The organism is Pseudomonas sp. AAC (assembly GCF_000725445.1).
Classification (GTDB): Bacteria; Pseudomonadota; Gammaproteobacteria; order Pseudomonadales; family Pseudomonadaceae; genus Pseudomonas; species Pseudomonas citronellolis.
The window spans coordinates 598,216-613,845 of record NZ_KL647098.1 but is presented as its reverse complement, the minus strand read 5'-3'; the positions used below and the strand labels follow the sequence as shown (position 1 = coordinate 613,845).

Genomic DNA, 15,630 nt, shown 5'->3' with positions numbered 1-15,630 from the left:
GGCCATCATGCCTTTCGAACAAACGTTCGTCAAACGTTTTGTAGTGTTTTTTTTGGACTACTACACGAAGGTCTAAGGAGGACTCTCCGGTCACCTTCGGAAGGCTCAGTCGAGCACTTCGACCTTCACCCGCAGGCTGCTGTCGCTGCGCCCCTGGGTGCTGTAATTGCGCGTCAGGCCGCCCTGGCTGCCCTGGCTGTTTTCGCTGACGCCGCCCACCTCGATCCACTCGCCGAGGCGGCCGCTCAGGCGGGTGCTGGCGCCGGCCGTGTCCATGGCGCCGGGGGCGCTGTTGTTGAAGCGGTCGTTGCGGGTGTCCAGGTCGATGTGGACGATGTTGCCGCTCAAGGTGGCGGTCACGTACATGCCGCGGTTGGCGTCGCGGTACTCGGTCTGGCTGTAGACCTGGCCGTAGGGGCCGACGCCGACGTTGTACACCGGTTGGCTCTGGCCGACCTGGATCAGCGCCGGCGAGCCCTCGATGGTCTGGATCTGCTGCACGCCGCCGCTGCGGCTGGCGGTGGAGCTGTCGATGATGCGCACCTGGTCGCGGCCGTGGACCTCGCCGCGGCCGCTGTGGATCTCGACGTTGCCGACGCTGGCCGAGCCGTTCACCGAATAGCCGCTGCGGCTGCGCTGGCTGGAGTCGCTGGTGTCGACGCTGATCAGCAGGCGGTGCGGGCGGGTGTCCAGTTGCTCCAGTACCTGCTGCAGTTCGCGGATCTTCGCCGGCTCGGCGTTGACCACCAACTGGTTGCCGTAGGCGGTCACCCGGCCTTCGTTGCCGAGGACCTGCTGTGCCACCGGGAGGATTTCGTCGGCGGTGCGGTAGCTCAGCGGCAGGATCTCGGTGCGCGGCGCGGCCTGGGCGGCCAGGCTGATGGCGCAGGCGAGGAGCAGGGCGGTTCGGCGATGGCTCACAGCAGGAAGCTCCGCAGGTTCGGGTCGGCGAGGCTGGTGTCCCAGGCCTGGTCGAACTGCGCCTGCAACTGGCGCACCCGGCCGGGGTCGTTGTAGTGGGCGTGGCCGGCGGGCAGCGCCGGTTCGGTTCGCAGCAGCAGGCCGAGCTGGTCGGCGAGCAGGAAGGCCTGTTCCGGGCTCGGGTAGTCCGGGTTGAGCAGGCGGATGTGCAGGTTGCTCGACAGGCGCCGGCTGAGGTTGAGCAGGCGGTGGCCTTCCCTGACCGGGCGGGTGCTGTCGCGCAGGAGGATGCGCAGGCGGTTCTGCGGATGGCGCAGCAGCAGGCGGGTGCAGGCTTCCTGGATGCTGCTGTGGCTGTACAGCCAGGCTTCCAGGTCAGGGCTGTACAGGCACAGGCTGCGGCTGGCCTGCTGCATCAGCGCCAGGGCGTGGGAGCGGGCGGCCTCCGGTTCGCCGAAGCGTTGCAGGCCGCTGGCCTCGCCGAGGCGGAAGGGCGCCGGTTCCCAGGGTTGGGAGGCCGGCAGGTCGGGCGCCGGGTTGTGCACGCTGAAACGCCCCGGGGACTGGAAGTCGATGGCCGGGAGTTGGCCTTCGTGGTCCGGGGCGTCTTTCATCGCGGCTTCCTCAGGCGCTTTCGCGCACCATGTCGACGTGGGGCAGGCCGGCTTCGAGGAATTCGCCGCTGGCCACCTTGAAGCCTAGCCGCTCGTAGAAGGGGATGGCATAGACCTGGGCGGTGAGCAACTGGCGCTTGAGCTGGCGGCGCTCGGCTTCCTCGATGGCGGCGCGCATCAACTGGTCGCCGACCTTCAGCCCGCGCCAGTCCTTGAGTACCGAGACGCGGCCGATGTGGCCGTCGGGCAGCAGGCGCGCCGTGCCGATTGCGTAATCCCCCTCGAAGGCGAGGAAGTGCACGGCTTCCGCGTCCTCGGCATCCCACTCCAGTTCCGGCGGCACCGATTGCTCGGCGATGAAGACCGCCTCGCGGATGCGTCGCAGGTCGGCATTGTCCTTCTGCCAATCGGCCAGGCGAACCCTGATCTTGTTACTCATCGGCAAACTCCAAACTGCCCTGTTTGACCAATTCTGCCAACAGCTTACGCCCATCCTCGTCGCCCAGCCATTGGCCGAGGTTGTCGCTGTGCAGGGCGTCCGCCGAGCACACCAGCTTGAGCAGCGGCTCCATGGCCTTGGGCAGCACCACGCTCTGGCCGCTGGAGAACAGCAGCAGGCCGACGTCCACTTCGCTCCAGGCCAGGCGCGCGCTGGGGTTGCGTACCAGTACGGCGCCGTCTTCCAGGGCCTGCCGCAGGTCCGTGTCGTCGATCTCCTCGCCGGCCACCAGTTCCGGGTAGCGCGGCTCGGTCATGAACTGGCCGAACCAGGTGAGCAGCAGGCGCTCGTCGCTCATGTGCTCCTGCAGCAGGTTCTTCAGGCGGTCGAGGGCGTCGCGCTGGATCTTGTGCTGGTCCTCGCCGCTCTGCACGGCGGCCATGCCGGCGTCGCTGTAGCGTTCCTCGTCGGAGAGGAACTGGGCGAGGAAGTCGGTGAAGTGGGTCAGCACCTCGGCGGCGCTGGGGGCGCGGAAGCCCACCGAGTAGGTCATGCACTCGTCCTCGGCGATGCCGTAGTGGGCCACGCGCGGCGGCAGGTAGAGCATGTCGCCGGGTTCCAGCACCCACTCGTCGCTCTGCTGGAAGTCGGCGAGGATGCGCAGGTCGGCGTGCTGCAGCATCGGGCTGTCGGCGTCGCACAGCTGGCCGACCTTCCAGCGACGGCGGCCGTGGCCCTGCAGCAGGAACACGTCGTAGTTATCGAAGTGCGGCCCTACGCCGCCGCCGGGAGCTGCGTAGCTGATCATCACGTCGTCTATGCGCCAGCTGGGCAGGAACTTGAAGTGCTCCAGCAGTTCGGCGACTTCCGGCACGAACTGGTCGACGGCCTGCACCAGCAGGGTCCAGTCGCGCTCGGGCAGTTCCTTGTAGGTGTCCTCGCTGAAGGGGCCGCGGCGCATTTCCCAGGGGGTGTTGCCGTGTTCGAGGACGATGCGCGACTCGACGCTGTCTTCCAGGGACAGGCCGGCCAGCTCGTCGGCCTCCAGCGGGCTTTCGAAACCGGGGATGGCCTGGCGCACCAGCAGGGGTTTCTTCTGCCAGTAGTCGCGGAGGAATTCATCGGCGCTGATGCCGCCCAGGAGCTGAAGAGGAATAGCAGGATTCATATGTAAGTCCTTGAAACAAAAACGCCCGGCACAGCCGGGCGTGCAAATGTTCAGCGCATGTCAGATGCGCTTGGCCTGGGCGGCGGCGTTGCCGATGTAGTTCGCCGGGGTCAGCTTCTTCAGCTCGGCCTTGGCTTCGGCGGGCATGTCGAGGCCGTCGATGAACACCTGCAGGGCCTTGGCGCTGATGCCTTTGCCGCGGGTCAGCTCCTTGAGCTTCTCGTAGGGGTTCTCGATGCCGTAGCGGCGCATCACGGTCTGCACCGGTTCGGCCAGGACTTCCCAGCAGGCGTCCAGGTCTTCGGCGATGCGCGCGGCGTTCAGCTCCAGCTTGCCGATGCCCTTGAGGCTGGCCTCGTAGGCGATGACGCTGTGGGCGAAACCGACGCCCAGGTTGCGCAGCACGGTGGAGTCGGTCAGGTCGCGCTGCCAGCGGGAGATCGGCAGCTTGCTGGCCAGGTGCTGGAAGATCGCGTTGGCGATGCCCAGGTTGCCTTCGGAGTTCTCGAAGTCGATCGGGTTGACCTTGTGCGGCATGGTCGAGGAGCCGATCTCGCCGGCCACGGTCTTCTGCTTGAAGTAGCCCAGGGAGATGTAGCCCCAGACGTCGCGGTCGAAGTCGATGAGAATGGTGTTGAAGCGGGCGATGGCGTCGAACAGCTCGGCGATGTAGTCGTGCGGCTCGATCTGGGTGGTGTAGGGGTTCCAGGCCAGGCCCAGGTCATGGACGATGAACTCGCGGGCGTTGGCTTCCCAGTCCACCTGCGGGTAGGCCGACAGGTGGGCGTTGTAGTTGCCCACGGCGCCGTTGATCTTGCCCAGCAGCTCGACCGCCGCGACCTGCTTGATCTGCCGCTCCAGGCGGTAGACCACGTTGGCCAGTTCCTTGCCCAGGGTGGTCGGCGAGGCCGGCTGGCCGTGGGTGCGCGAGAGCATGGGCACGTCGGCGAACTGGACCGCCAGCTCGCGGATCGCCTCGGCGATCTGGCGCATCAGCGGCAGCAGCACCTGGTCGCGGCCTTCGCGCAGCATCAGGGCGTGGGACAGGTTGTTGATGTCCTCGCTGGTGCAGGCGAAGTGGATGAACTCGCTGACCTTGGCCAGCTCCGGCAGCTTGGCCGCCTGTTCCTTGAGCAGGTACTCCACGGCTTTCACGTCGTGGTTGGTGGTGCGCTCGATTTCCTTGATGCGCTGCGCATGCTCCAGCTGGAAGTCCTCGGCCAGCTTGTCGAGCAGGGCGTTGGCTTCGCCGGAGAAGGGCGCCACCTCGGGGATGCCGGCGTGCGCCGCGAGGCGCTGCAGCCAGCGGACCTCAACCAGGACGCGGAAACGGATCAGGCCGTATTCGCTGAAGATCGGACGCAGGGCGCTGGTCTTGCTGCCGTAACGGCCGTCGACGGGGGAAACCGCGGTGAGGGAGGAAAGCTGCATGGGGCGTTCTCGTGGCTGTCGGTCAACGAAAAGGGCGCACATCATACACGAACGAACGCGCTTTCGCCCGTACTCGCTGCCGCACGAAGACGCCCGGGCGGGCGCCTCGGCGGATCAGTCGGTGCCGCGCAGGATCGGGCGCAGCTCGCCCAGCAGCTTGCGCCGGCCGAACACCATTTGCCAGCGGTTGCCGCCCAGCTGCCGCCACAGGCGCGCCGAGCGGATGCCGGCCAGCAGCAGGGCGCGGATGCGCGCGGCGTTGGCGTTGATCTGCAGGTAGCGCATGTCGCCATGCACCTGGATGCGCTGGCGGAAGGTGCTCAGGGTGTCCTGGTAGAGGCCGGCGCAGGAGGCGATGACGTTCTCGTGGACCAGGCCGAAATGCTGCACCTGCTGCTGCACCTGGTCCAGGCGCGAGCCGATCAGGTCGAGCATGTCGTCGCGCTTGGCCAGTTGGCGCTCCAGGCCGATCAGCGACAGCGCGTAGCGCAGCGGTTCGCGCTGCAGGCTGTTGGGATCGCGCTCCAGGGCGCTGGCCAGGGCGCGCAGGCCCTCGCGCAGGTTGTGGATGTCGCCGCCGAACACCTCCAGGGTGGTCTTCGGCTCGCGCACCAGCAGGCTGCCGAGCATGCAGCCCAGCGGGGCTTCGGGAATCTGCCCGGTGCGGGCCAGGCGGTCCACCAGGGCGGCGGCTTCGAAGACGCCGGCGAGGGCGATCAGTTGGTCGCGCAACTCGCTCATGCACGCTCCTTCGCGTAGGCCGGTTCGGCCGATTCGATCACACCACCGCCCAGGCATACTTCGCCGTCGTAGAACACCACGGACTGGCCCGGGGTGACGGCGCGCTGCGGCTGGTCGAACACCGCGCGGTAGCCGTCGGCGGTACGTTCCAGCACGCAGTCCTGGTCGGCCTGGCGGTAGCGCACCTTGGCGCGCAGGGCGCGCGGCTCGGGCAGCTCCAGCGGGTTCACCCAGAAGATGCTGGAGGCGTGCAGGGCGCGGGAGAACAGCCAGGGGTGGTCGTTGCCCTGGCCAACGATCAGCACGTTGCGCGCCAGGTCCTTCTCCAGCACGTACCAGGGGCTGTCGTCGGCGTTCTTCATGCCGCCGATGCCCAGGCCCTGGCGCTGGCCGATGGTGTGGTACATGAGCCCGGCGTGGCGGCCGATGACGGTGCCGTCGGTGGTCTCGATATCGCCCGGCTGGGCCGGCAGGTACTGCTTGAGGAAGTCGCTGAAGCGCCGCTCGCCGATGAAGCAGATGCCGGTGGAATCCTTCTTCTTCGCCGTGGCCAGGCCGTATTTCTCGGCGATGGCGCGCACTTCCGGCTTCTCCAGCTCGCCGACCGGAAACAGCGTCCTGGCGATCTGCTCGCCGCCCACGGCGTGGAGGAAGTAACTCTGGTCCTTGTTCGGGTCCAGGCCCTTGAGCAGTTCGGTGCGGCCGTCGATGTCACGGCGGCGCACGTAGTGGCCGGTGGCGATCAGGTCGGCGCCCAGGGCCAGGGCGTAGTCGAGGAAGGCTTTGAACTTGATCTCGCGGTTGCACAGGATGTCCGGGTTCGGCGTGCGCCCGGCCTGGTATTCGGCGAGGAAGTACTCGAAGACGTTGTCCCAGTACTCGGCGGCGAAGTTGGCGGTGTGCAGCTTGATGCCGATACGGTCGCAGACGGCCTGGGCATCGGCCAGGTCGGTCATGGCGGTGCAGTATTCGGTGCCGTCGTCCTCTTCCCAGTTCTTCATGAACAGGCCTTCCACCTCGTAGCCCTGCTCCTTGAGCAGGAGGGCGGAAACCGAGGAGTCCACGCCGCCGGACATGCCGACGATGACGCGGCCCTTGCCGGGCTGGACGGGGGAGGTGGTGCTGGAATCGGACATGGCGGGCTATCGCAGGCGTCGGTGCAAAAGCGGGATTCTATCAGGCCGGGTTCGGCGCGGGCAGTTCGGCGTCGCGGATCAGCGCCAGGGGGAAGCGTCCGCCGGCCAGGTAGTCGTCGATGCAGCGCGCTACCAGATGGCTGCGCCAGCTGTCCTTGCGGGCTTGCAGCTCGTCGCGGGTCAGCCAGCGCGGGCCGATGATGCCGTCGTCCAGCGGCAGTTCCGGGCGATGCCGCAGCGGGCGGGCGGCGAAGCACACGCGCTGGTAGGTGACGCCGTTGCTGGGGGCGGTATAGAGGTAGATGCCGGTGACCGCGGTCAGCTCGACTTCCCAGCCGGTTTCCTCGAGGGTCTCGCGCACGGCGGCCTGCAGCAGGCTCTCGTCGGCCTCCAGGTGGCCGGCGGGCTGGTTCAGCACGGTCTTGCCGTGGGAGGTTTCCTCCACCAGCAGGAAGCGGCCCTGGTCTTCGACGATGGTTGCGACTGTGATGTGCGGTTGCCAGCGCATGGATGGTCCTCCGGGGGAAATGGGCATGATAACGCTGGAGGGTGGGGTGGTGTTGGGGGTGTTTTTTGGAGCGAGCTTGCTCGCGAGCGGTGCTATCCGGCGACTCCGTTGCCAAACCCACCCCTGATCCCCTCTCCCTAACCCTCTCCCTGAAGGGAGAGGGGACCGTTCGGCGCGCTCGGTTGTTTTCGAGTCAGCCGGCAACGCCGAAGTTGCCGACTGAAACCAGGTCCTCTCTCGGCACGGGCAGGCTCCCTCTCCCTTCAGGGAGAGGGCTGGGGAGAGGGTTGCGGGGGCAATCCAACACACCGTGTCCGCCGGGAAGCACTGTTCGCGAGCAAGCTCGCTCCTACGAAAAGCCCGGCGCAGCCCCGGAAAAGCAAAAACCCCGGCGCCGGGCCGGGGTTTTCGTCGGTCACGCTAGCCTTCGATTCAGTTCAGCGAGTCGATGGCGGCGTTGAAGGTGGCGCTGGGGCGCATCACCTGGCTGGTTTTCTCCGGGTTGGAGCGGTAGTAGCCACCGATGTCCACGGCCTTGCCTTGGGCGCCGTTCAGTTCGGCGACGATGGTCGCTTCCTGCTCGGTCAGGGTCTTTGCCAGCGGGGTGAAGTGGGCTTTCAGCTCGGCGTCTTCGTTCTGCGCGGCCAGGGCCTGGGCCCAGTACAGCGCCAGGTAGAAGTGACTGCCGCGGTTGTCGATCTCGCCGACCTTGCGCGCCGGGGACTTGTTGTTGTCCAGCAGCTTGCCGGTGGCTTCGTCGAGGGTCTTGCCCAGGACCTTGGCCTTGGCGTTGCCGGTCTTGATGCCTTCTTCTTCCAGGGACACGGCCAGGGCCAGGAACTCGCCCAGGGAATCCCAGCGCAGGTAGTTCTCTTCAACCAGCTGCTGCACGTGCTTGGGCGCCGAGCCGCCGGCGCCGGTCTCGTACATGCCGCCGCCAGCCATCAGCGGAACGATGGACAGCATCTTGGCCGAGGTGCCCAGTTCCATGATCGGGAACAGGTCGGTCAGGTAGTCGCGCAGGACGTTGCCGGTCACCGAGATGGTGTCCTGGCCGCGGATCATGCGCTCCATGCTGGTGCGGATGGCTTCGTTGTAGCCCTTGATGCTGATGTCCAGGCCGGTCAGGTCGTGGTCCTTCAGGTACAGCTCGACCTTCTTGCGCAGCTCGTTGTCGTGGGCGCGCTCCGGGTCCAGCCAGAAGATGGCCGGGGTGTTGGACTGGCGGGCGCGGGTGACGGCCAGCTTGACCCAGTCGCGGATCGGGGCGTCCTTGGTCTGGCAGGCGCGCCAGATGTCGCCGGCTTCGACTTCGTGCTGCATCAGCACCTTGCCGTCTTCGTCGACCACGCGCATGGTGCCGTCGGCTTCCATCTCGAAGGTCTTGTCGTGGGAGCCGTATTCCTCGGCCTTCTGCGCCATCAGGCCGACGTTCGGCACGCTGCCCATGGTGGTCGGGTCGAAGGCGCCGTTGGTCTTGCAGAAGTTGATCATCTCCTGGTAGATGCGGGCATAGGTGCTCTCCGGCATCACCGCCTTGGTGTCCTTCTGCTTGCCGTCCTTGCCCCACATCTGGCCCGAGTTGCGGATCATCGCCGGCATCGAGGCGTCGACGATCACGTCGCTGGGGATGTGCAGGTTGGTGATGCCCTTGACCGAGTCGACCATCGCCATTTCCGGACGGTGGCTGTACACCTCGTGGATGTCGTGGAGAATCTCTTCCTGCTGCGAGGCCGGCAGCGACTTGATCTTGTCGTAGACGCTGGAGATGCCGTTGTTCGGGTTCACGCCCAGCTCGTCGAACAGTTGGCCCCACTTGTCGAACACGTCCTTGTAGTAGACGGTGACGGCGTGGCCGAAGACGATCGGGTGGGAGATCTTCATCATGGTCGCCTTGACGTGCAGGGACCACATGACGCCGGTTTCCTTGCAGTCCTGCAGGGTCTTCTCGAAGAAGGCGCGCAGCTTGTTGCAGCTCATGAACATGCTGTCGAGGACTTCGCCTTCCTGCATCTTCAGGGTTTTCTTCAGCTCGACCTTGCCGTCCTTGCCGACGAACTCGATGCGAACTTCACCGGCCTTGGGAATGGTGACCGACTGCTCGCTGGAGAAGAAGTCGCCGCCACGCATGTAGTCGGCGTGGGAGCGCGAGGCCATGCTCCACTTGCCCATGTTGTGCGGGTGCTTGCGGGCATAGGCCTTGACCGCGGCGGGGGCGCGGCGGTCGGAGTTGCCTTCGCGCAGGACCGGGTTCACGGCGCTGCCCAGGACCTTGGCGTAGCGGGCGCGGGTGTCTTTCTCTTCGTCGGTCTGCGGGTCTTCCGGGAAGTCCGGGATGGCGTAGCCCAGGGCCTGCAGCTCGGCGATGGCGCCCTTGAGCTGGGGCACCGACGCGCTGATGTTCGGCAGCTTGATGATGTTGGCGTCGGGGGCGGTGGCCAGCTTGGCCAGGTAGGCCAGGTCGTCTTCGATGGCCTTGTCGCCGAGCTTGTCGGTGAAGGCGGCGAGGATGCGTCCTGCAAGAGAGATGTCGCGGGTTTCGACGTCAATGTCGGCGGAGGCGGCGAACGCCTTGACGATCGGGAGGAGCGAGTAGGTGGCGAGGGCGGGTGCTTCGTCGGTGAAGGTGTAGGTGATCTTCGAGCGGTTGGACATCTACTATGACTCTCTTCTTTGCTGGGCGCGCACAGAGTCTCGATACGCCTTGGTGGGCGCTTTCGTCCGACACGGCAAGGTGCCGGCATTCGAGAATTGCCGCGGGGATATAGGGGCGCCAGTAGAGCGTTGTACGACCGCGTCAGGGTGGCGACGTGGCCGTTGCGAGGGGAGGGGGTCTGGTCCCAGACGGCTCGGACCTCGATGACTGTGAAGTCACGGCGCGCAGTATACCACTCTCGCGGCGGGGTGACGCACCCGCGGCTTTTAGACTAAGGCATAAGATTGTGGTTAGGGGCCGGCAACTGGGCTACCCTCAGGAACCCGGGCCTGTTCCCGTCACGCCGCGACGAAGCGGGGCTGGTCCCTGAGGTTCAACCACAGCACGGAGTTCAGCATGGGATACCAGAAGATCCAGGTGCCGGCCGCAGGTGAGCGCATCACCGTCAATGCCGACAATTCCCTGAAGGTACCGAACAACCCGATCATTCCCTACATCGAAGGCGACGGCATCGGCGTGGACATCAGTCCGGTCATGATCGACGTCGTCGATGCGGCAGTGGAAAAGGCCTACAGCGGACAGCGCAAGATCGCCTGGATGGAGGTCTATGCCGGCGAGAAGGCCACCCAGGTCTACGACCAGGACACCTGGCTGCCCGAAGAGACCCTGGAAGCCGTGCGCGACTACGTGGTGTCCATCAAGGGCCCGCTGACCACCCCCGTCGGCGGCGGCATCCGCTCCCTCAACGTGGCCCTGCGCCAGCAGCTCGACCTCTACGTCTGCCTGCGCCCGGTGCGCTGGTTCGAGGGCGTGCCCAGCCCGGTGAAGAAGCCCGGCGACGTGGACATGGTGATCTTCCGCGAGAACTCCGAGGACATCTACGCCGGCGTCGAGTGGAAGGCCGGTTCGCCCGAGGCCGAGAAGGTCATCAAGTTCCTCACCGAGGAGATGGGCGTCAAGAAGATTCGCTTCACCGAGAACTGCGGTATCGGCATCAAGCCGGTCTCCCGCGACGGCACCCGGCGCCTGGTGCGCAAGGCCCTGCAGTACGCCGTGGACAACGACCGCAGCTCGGTCACCCTGGTGCACAAGGGCAACATCATGAAATTCACCGAGGGCGCCTTCAAGGACTGGGGCTACGAGCTGGCCCGCGAGGAGTTCGGCGCCGAGCTGCTGGACGGCGGCCCCTGGATGCAGTTCAAGAACCCGGTGACCGGCAAGAACATCGTGGTCAAGGACGTGATCGCCGACGCCATGCTGCAGCAGATCCTGCTGCGCCCGGCCGAGTACGACGTGATCGCCACCCTGAACCTGAACGGCGACTACCTCTCCGACGCCCTGGCGGCGGAAGTGGGCGGCATCGGCATCGCCCCTGGGGCCAACCTGTCGGATTCGGTGGCCATGTTCGAGGCGACCCACGGCACCGCGCCCAAGTACGCCGGGCAGGACAAGGTCAACCCCGGCTCGCTGATCCTCTCCGCCGAGATGATGCTGCGCCACATGGGCTGGACCGAGGCGGCCGACCTGATCATCAAGGGGATGAACGGCGCCATCGCGGCCAAGACCGTGACCTACGACTTCGAGCGGCTGATGGACGGCGCCAAGCTGGTGTCCTGCTCGGAGTTCGGCGAGGCCATGATCGCCAGGATGTAACGGGCGTGAGACAACGAAAAAAGGCCGGTTCTCACCGGCCTTTCTTCATCGCTTCGCCGGAAATGGCGGGGCAGGGGGAATCAGGCTTCTGCGGTGACGCTCTGCACCTCGCTGCTGGGGCTGGCCTGGGCGGTGCTGGCCGGCGCGCCGGCGCCGATCGGCTGGATGTTCACCGCATGCAGACCCTTCGGACCTTGCAGGATCTCGAAGCTGACCGGCTGGCCGGCCTTGAGCGTCTTGTAGCCATCCATCTGGATTGCCGAGTAATGAGCGAACAGGTCCTCATCTCGGCCGTCGGCCAGGATGAATCCATAGCCCTTGGCGTTGTTGAACCACTTGACCTTACCGCTGAGCATGCTGATATCCCTCTGCAAAGGACTCCATCGCTGGAGTATCATCCACTACGATTCCGCTCCAGCCCCAGAGGTTCCAGGGCCGCAGAACGCCTGATACCCGCTGTGGGGTATCCTTTGTTTGTAACACCGTTTCGGGGTTAGTCAAGGCGCTCTCGTCCGTGCCTGAGATTCCGGTCAAACTCCACTCAGGCCTTTAATTCCCACGTTGCGAACCCATTTATTCCAGCATGCATGCAAGTAGCCAGATTCGACTAACATTCAATCAGGACCGTCCCGATCCCCTCGAGGAAGAGGGGGCCGGGCTCGCGGTCGAGGAATCCAAGCCGGCCCTGAAACCTCCGCCGATGTACAGGGTCATCATGTTCAACGATGACTACACGCCGATGGATTTCGTGGTAGAGGTACTGGAGCTGTACTTCAACATGAACCGGGAGCAGGCGACCAAGGTCATGTTGACGGTACATACTCAAGGTAAGGCGGTCTGCGGCACGTTCACCCGTGACATCGCCGAGACCAAGGCCATGCAGGTCAATCAATATGCGAGGGAGAGCCAGCATCCACTGTTGTGTGAGATTGAGAAAGAAAGCTGATGCGGATGTTTGGAGCGAGGTGAAGCCATGTTGAATCGAGAGCTCGAAGTCACCCTCAATCTCGCCTTCAAGGAAGCGCGGGCAAAACGGCATGAGTTCATGACCGTCGAGCACCTGCTGCTGGCGCTCCTGGACAACGAGGCGGCGGCCACAGTGCTGCGTGCCTGCGGGGCGAACCTGGACAAGCTGCGTCGTGATCTGCAGGAATTCATCGATTCCACCACGCCGCTGATCCCGCAGCACGACGAGGACCGCGAGACCCAGCCGACCCTGGGCTTCCAGCGCGTGCTGCAGCGCGCCGTGTTCCACGTGCAGAGCTCGGGCAAGCGCGAAGTGACCGGTGCCAACGTGCTGGTGGCGATCTTCAGCGAGCAGGAGAGCCAGGCGGTGTTCCTGCTCAAGCAGCAGAGCGTGGCCCGTATAGATGTGGTGAACTACATCGCCCACGGCATCTCCAAGGTGCCGGGCCATGCCGAGCACCCGGAAAGCGACCAGGAAATGCAGGACGAGGAGGGCGGCGAGTCCTCCACCTCCAGCCACCCGCTGGACGCCTACGCCAGCAACCTCAACGACCTGGCGCGCCAGGGCCGCATCGACCCGCTGGTCGGGCGCGAGGCCGAGGTGGAGCGCGTGGCGCAGATCCTCGCCCGGCGGCGCAAGAACAACCCGCTGCTGGTGGGCGAGGCCGGCGTCGGCAAGACCGCCATCGCCGAAGGCCTGGCCAAGCGCATCGTCGACGGCCAGGTGCCGGACCTGCTGGCCGACAGCGTGGTCTACTCCCTGGACCTGGGCGCGCTGCTGGCCGGCACCAAGTACCGCGGCGACTTCGAGAAGCGCTTCAAGGCGCTGCTCAACGAGCTGCGCAAGCGCCCGCACGCGGTGCTGTTCATCGACGAAATCCACACCATCATCGGCGCCGGCGCGGCGTCCGGCGGGGTGATGGATGCGTCCAACCTGCTCAAGCCGCTGCTGTCCTCCGGGGAAATCCGCTGCATCGGCTCGACCACCTTCCAGGAATTCCGCGGCATCTTCGAGAAGGATCGCGCCCTGGCGCGGCGCTTCCAGAAGGTCGACGTCACCGAGCCGTCGGTGGAAGACACCGTGGGCATCCTCAAGGGCCTGAAGCCGCGCTTCGAGCAGCACCACCACATCGAGTACAGCGACGAGGCCCTGCGCGCCGCCGCCGAACTGGCCGCGCGCTACATCAACGACCGGCACATGCCGGACAAGGCCATCGACGTCATCGACGAAGCCGGCGCCTACCAGCGCCTGCAGCCGGAAGAGAAGCGCGTGAAGCGCATCGAGGTGGCCCAGGTCGAGGACATAGTGGCGAAGATCGCGCGGATTCCGCCGAAGCACGTCACCAGCTCGGACAAGGAGCTGCTGCGCAACCTCGAGCGCGACCTCAAGCTGACGGTGTTCGGCCAGGATGCGGCCATCGAGTCGCTGTCCACCGCCATCAAGCTGTCCCGCGCGGGCCTGAAGTCGCCGGACAAGCCGGTCGGCTCCTTCCTCTTCGCCGGCCCCACCGGGGTGGGCAAGACCGAGGTCGCCCGCCAGTTGGCCAAGGCGATGGGCGTGGAGCTGGTGCGCTTCGACATGTCCGAGTACATGGAGCGGCATACCGTGTCGCGGCTGATCGGCGCCCCTCCGGGCTACGTCGGCTTCGACCAGGGCGGCCTGCTCACCGAGGCCATCACCAAGACGCCGCACTGCGTGCTGCTGCTGGACGAGATCGAGAAGGCCCACCCGGAAGTCTTCAACCTGCTGTTGCAGGTGATGGACCACGGCACCCTGACCGACAACAACGGGCGCAAGGCGGACTTCCGCAACGTCATCGTCATCATGACCACCAACGCCGGCGCGGAAACCGCGGCGCGGGCCTCCATCGGCTTCAGCCAGCAGGACCACGCCAGCGATGCCATGGAAGTGATCAAGAAGAGCTTCACGCCGGAGTTCCGCAACCGCCTGGACACCATCATCCAGTTCGGCCGGCTCAGCCACGAGACGATCAAGAGCGTGGTCGACAAGTTCCTCACCGAGCTGCAGGCGCAGCTGGAGGACAAGCGCGTCCAGCTGGAGGTCAGCGATGTGGCGCGCAACTGGCTGGCGGAGAAGGGCTACGACCCGCAGATGGGCGCGCGCCCGATGGCGCGGCTGATTCAGGACAAGATCAAGCGGCCCCTGGCCGAGCAGATCCTGTTCGGCGAACTGGCCGAGCACGGCGGCGTGGCGCACATCGACCTGAAGGACGGCGAACTGGTCTTCGAGTACGAGGTGGTCACCGCGGAGCCGGCCTGACGGTCGGCCTTGCGGCCCAAATGCAAACGCCCGGCAATGCCGGGCGTTTTGCTATTCGTCCGGGCCGAGGCCCGGATTCACCTTGCGCTCAACGGGCGCGGTAGGTGATGCGACCCTTGCTCAGGTCGTAGGGCGTCAGTTCGACGCGAACCTTGTCGCCGGTGAGGATGCGGATGTAATTCTTGCGCATCTTACCGGAGATGTGCGCGGTAACGACGTGCCCGTTCTCCAACTCCACGCGGAACATGGTGTTGGGCAGGGTGTCGACGACAGTGCCTTCCATTTCGAAGCTGTCTTCTTTCGACATGCAGTAGAGCCCTCGGTGTCTATGAATGGCCTGGGTGGCCTGAAAAAAGGCGAGTATTGTGCCTGAAATCCGCGTCATACGCCAGAAGTGGCGTGCCGGCTTCAGCTGAGGGCTACCCAGCGCTGGTTGACGAAGAGTTCGATCGGCCGGTACTGGGTCTTGTAGTTCATCTTCCGGCAGTTCTTGATCCAGTAGCCCAGGTACACCGCGTACAGGCCCAGGCGTTCGGTCTCGGCGATCTGCCAGAGGATGGCGTAGCGTCCCAGGCTGCGGCGTTCCTCGTCGGGGTCGTAGAAGGTGTAGACCGCCGACAGGCCGTTGGGCAGCACGTCGGTGACCGCCACGGCGAGCAGGCGGCCCTGCAGGCGGAACTCGTAGAAGCAGCTGAACGGCAGGTCGCGCACCAGGAAGGTGCTGAACTGGTCGCGGCTGGGCGGGTACATGTCGCCGTCGGCGTGGCGCTGCTCGATGTAGCGCATGTACAGCGCGTAGTACTCCTCGGTGAAGGCCGGGCGGCGCTTGAGCACCTTGAGGTCGGCGTTGCGCTTGATGATGCGCTTCTGCTGGCGGTTGGGCTGGAAGCCCGCGGCGGGGATGCGCGCCGGGATGCAGGCGGTGCAGTGCTGGCAGTGCGGGCGATAGAGGTGCTCGCCGCTGCGGCGGAAACCGACTTCCGACAACGAAGCGTACAGCTGCGCGTCCATGGGCTGGCTGGGATCGAGGAACAGGGTGGTGGCCTGCTCCTCGGGCAGATAGCTGCATGGATGCGGCTGCGTCGCGTAGAACTTCAGTCGGGCCAGTTCGGTCAT

At 65.6% G+C, this 15,630-nt stretch carries 15 protein-coding genes; 3 read left to right on the top strand and 12 right to left on the bottom strand.

Annotated features, from left to right (window positions below; genetic code table 11):
• Positions 1-105 precede the first annotated feature (105 nt).
• The 9 genes from FG99_RS20320 to FG99_RS20280 all read right to left on the bottom strand — a co-directional run bounded on the left by FG99_RS20320 (position 106) and on the right by FG99_RS20280 (position 9,613).
• On the bottom strand, positions 106-921 hold the full coding sequence (locus FG99_RS20320; protein ID WP_043272076.1) for a secretin N-terminal domain-containing protein: 816 nt from the start codon (positions 919-921) through the stop codon (positions 106-108).
• A complete protein-coding gene (locus tag FG99_RS20315; RefSeq protein WP_043272075.1) occupies positions 918-1,535 on the bottom strand; it encodes a DUF7931 domain-containing protein in 618 nt (205 codons plus the stop codon). The genes FG99_RS20320 and FG99_RS20315 overlap by 4 nt, the downstream gene beginning before the upstream one ends.
• A 10-nt stretch (positions 1,536-1,545) precedes the next feature.
• Complete coding sequence (locus FG99_RS20310) at positions 1,546-1,974, bottom strand: GNAT family N-acetyltransferase (RefSeq protein WP_009623246.1); 429 nt, start codon at positions 1,972-1,974, stop codon at positions 1,546-1,548.
• On the bottom strand, positions 1,967-3,142 hold the full coding sequence (locus FG99_RS20305; RefSeq protein WP_043272074.1) for a ribosomal protein uL16 3-hydroxylase: 1,176 nt from the start codon (positions 3,140-3,142) through the stop codon (positions 1,967-1,969). Before FG99_RS20305 ends, FG99_RS20310 begins: the two co-directional genes overlap by 8 nt.
• Before the next feature lie 60 nt (positions 3,143-3,202).
• Positions 3,203-4,573 carry an adenylosuccinate lyase gene (purB, locus tag FG99_RS20300; protein ID WP_009623243.1) on the bottom strand — a complete coding sequence of 457 codons (1,371 nt, stop codon included), beginning with the start codon at positions 4,571-4,573 and terminating at the stop codon, positions 3,203-3,205.
• 114 nt (positions 4,574-4,687) lie between these two features.
• A complete protein-coding gene (hflD, locus tag FG99_RS20295) occupies positions 4,688-5,314 on the bottom strand; it encodes a high frequency lysogenization protein HflD (RefSeq protein WP_043272073.1) in 627 nt (208 codons plus the stop codon).
• Complete coding sequence (mnmA, locus tag FG99_RS20290; protein ID WP_043272072.1) at positions 5,311-6,450, bottom strand: tRNA 2-thiouridine(34) synthase MnmA; 1,140 nt, start codon at positions 6,448-6,450, stop codon at positions 5,311-5,313. Before mnmA ends, hflD begins: the two co-directional genes overlap by 4 nt.
• Before the next feature lie 40 nt (positions 6,451-6,490).
• Entirely contained in the window at positions 6,491-6,958 is a 468-nt protein-coding gene (locus FG99_RS20285; RefSeq protein ID WP_043272071.1) for an NUDIX hydrolase, read from the bottom strand.
• 432 nt (positions 6,959-7,390) lie between these two features.
• Positions 7,391-9,613 (bottom strand): NADP-dependent isocitrate dehydrogenase, encoded by a 2,223-nt coding sequence (locus tag FG99_RS20280; protein WP_043272070.1) that lies wholly within the window; start codon positions 9,611-9,613, stop codon positions 7,391-7,393.
• A gap of 397 nt (positions 9,614-10,010) precedes the next feature.
• On the opposite strand from FG99_RS20280, the gene icd reads away from it, so the two are divergent.
• Positions 10,011-11,267 carry an NADP-dependent isocitrate dehydrogenase gene (gene icd, locus FG99_RS20275; RefSeq protein ID WP_009623236.1) on the top strand — a complete coding sequence of 419 codons (1,257 nt, stop codon included), beginning with the start codon at positions 10,011-10,013 and terminating at the stop codon, positions 11,265-11,267.
• Positions 11,268-11,347: 80 nt separating this feature from the next.
• On the opposite strand, the gene cspD is transcribed toward icd, so the two are convergent.
• Positions 11,348-11,623 carry a cold shock domain-containing protein CspD gene (gene cspD, locus FG99_RS20270; protein WP_009623235.1) on the bottom strand — a complete coding sequence of 92 codons (276 nt, stop codon included), beginning with the start codon at positions 11,621-11,623 and terminating at the stop codon, positions 11,348-11,350.
• 227 nt (positions 11,624-11,850) lie between these two features.
• On the opposite strand from cspD, the gene clpS reads away from it, so the two are divergent.
• Both clpS and clpA read left to right on the top strand, forming a co-directional pair.
• Positions 11,851-12,213 (top strand): ATP-dependent Clp protease adapter ClpS, encoded by a 363-nt coding sequence (clpS, locus tag FG99_RS20265; RefSeq protein ID WP_024128657.1) that lies wholly within the window; start codon positions 11,851-11,853, stop codon positions 12,211-12,213.
• A 27-nt stretch (positions 12,214-12,240) separates the two neighbouring features.
• On the top strand, positions 12,241-14,514 hold the full coding sequence (gene clpA, locus FG99_RS20260) for an ATP-dependent Clp protease ATP-binding subunit ClpA (protein WP_043272069.1): 2,274 nt from the start codon (positions 12,241-12,243) through the stop codon (positions 14,512-14,514).
• Positions 14,515-14,602: 88 nt separating this feature from the next.
• Here the strand turns inward: clpA and infA are convergent, their stop codons facing one another.
• Positions 14,603-14,821, bottom strand: coding sequence for a translation initiation factor IF-1 (gene infA / locus FG99_RS20255; protein ID WP_002553999.1), 219 nt, complete (start codon positions 14,819-14,821; stop codon positions 14,603-14,605).
• A gap of 101 nt (positions 14,822-14,922) precedes the next feature.
• Positions 14,923-15,630 carry an arginyltransferase gene (locus tag FG99_RS20250; protein ID WP_043272068.1) on the bottom strand — a complete coding sequence of 236 codons (708 nt, stop codon included), beginning with the start codon at positions 15,628-15,630 and terminating at the stop codon, positions 14,923-14,925.

Coding starts and splice junctions, on each gene's coding strand:
- mnmA (WP_043272072.1), bottom strand. CDS start 6,450: ATGTCCGATTCCAGCACCACCTCCCCCGTCCAGCCCGGCAAGGGCCGC.
- hflD (WP_043272073.1), bottom strand. CDS start 5,314: ATGAGCGAGTTGCGCGACCAACTGATCGCCCTCGCCGGCGTCTTCGAA.
- clpS (WP_024128657.1), top strand. CDS start 11,851: ATGCATGCAAGTAGCCAGATTCGACTAACATTCAATCAGGACCGTCCC.
- FG99_RS20285 (WP_043272071.1), bottom strand. CDS start 6,958: ATGCGCTGGCAACCGCACATCACAGTCGCAACCATCGTCGAAGACCAG.
- FG99_RS20310 (WP_009623246.1), bottom strand. CDS start 1,974: ATGAGTAACAAGATCAGGGTTCGCCTGGCCGATTGGCAGAAGGACAAT.
- infA (WP_002553999.1), bottom strand. CDS start 14,821: ATGTCGAAAGAAGACAGCTTCGAAATGGAAGGCACTGTCGTCGACACC.
- icd (WP_009623236.1), top strand. CDS start 10,011: ATGGGATACCAGAAGATCCAGGTGCCGGCCGCAGGTGAGCGCATCACC.
- FG99_RS20315 (WP_043272075.1), bottom strand. CDS start 1,535: ATGAAAGACGCCCCGGACCACGAAGGCCAACTCCCGGCCATCGACTTC.
- FG99_RS20305 (WP_043272074.1), bottom strand. CDS start 3,142: ATGAATCCTGCTATTCCTCTTCAGCTCCTGGGCGGCATCAGCGCCGAT.
- clpA (WP_043272069.1), top strand. CDS start 12,241: ATGTTGAATCGAGAGCTCGAAGTCACCCTCAATCTCGCCTTCAAGGAA.
- FG99_RS20250 (WP_043272068.1), bottom strand. CDS start 15,630: ATGACCGAACTGGCCCGACTGAAGTTCTACGCGACGCAGCCGCATCCA.
- cspD (WP_009623235.1), bottom strand. CDS start 11,623: ATGCTCAGCGGTAAGGTCAAGTGGTTCAACAACGCCAAGGGCTATGGA.
- purB (WP_009623243.1), bottom strand. CDS start 4,573: ATGCAGCTTTCCTCCCTCACCGCGGTTTCCCCCGTCGACGGCCGTTAC.
- FG99_RS20280 (WP_043272070.1), bottom strand. CDS start 9,613: ATGTCCAACCGCTCGAAGATCACCTACACCTTCACCGACGAAGCACCC.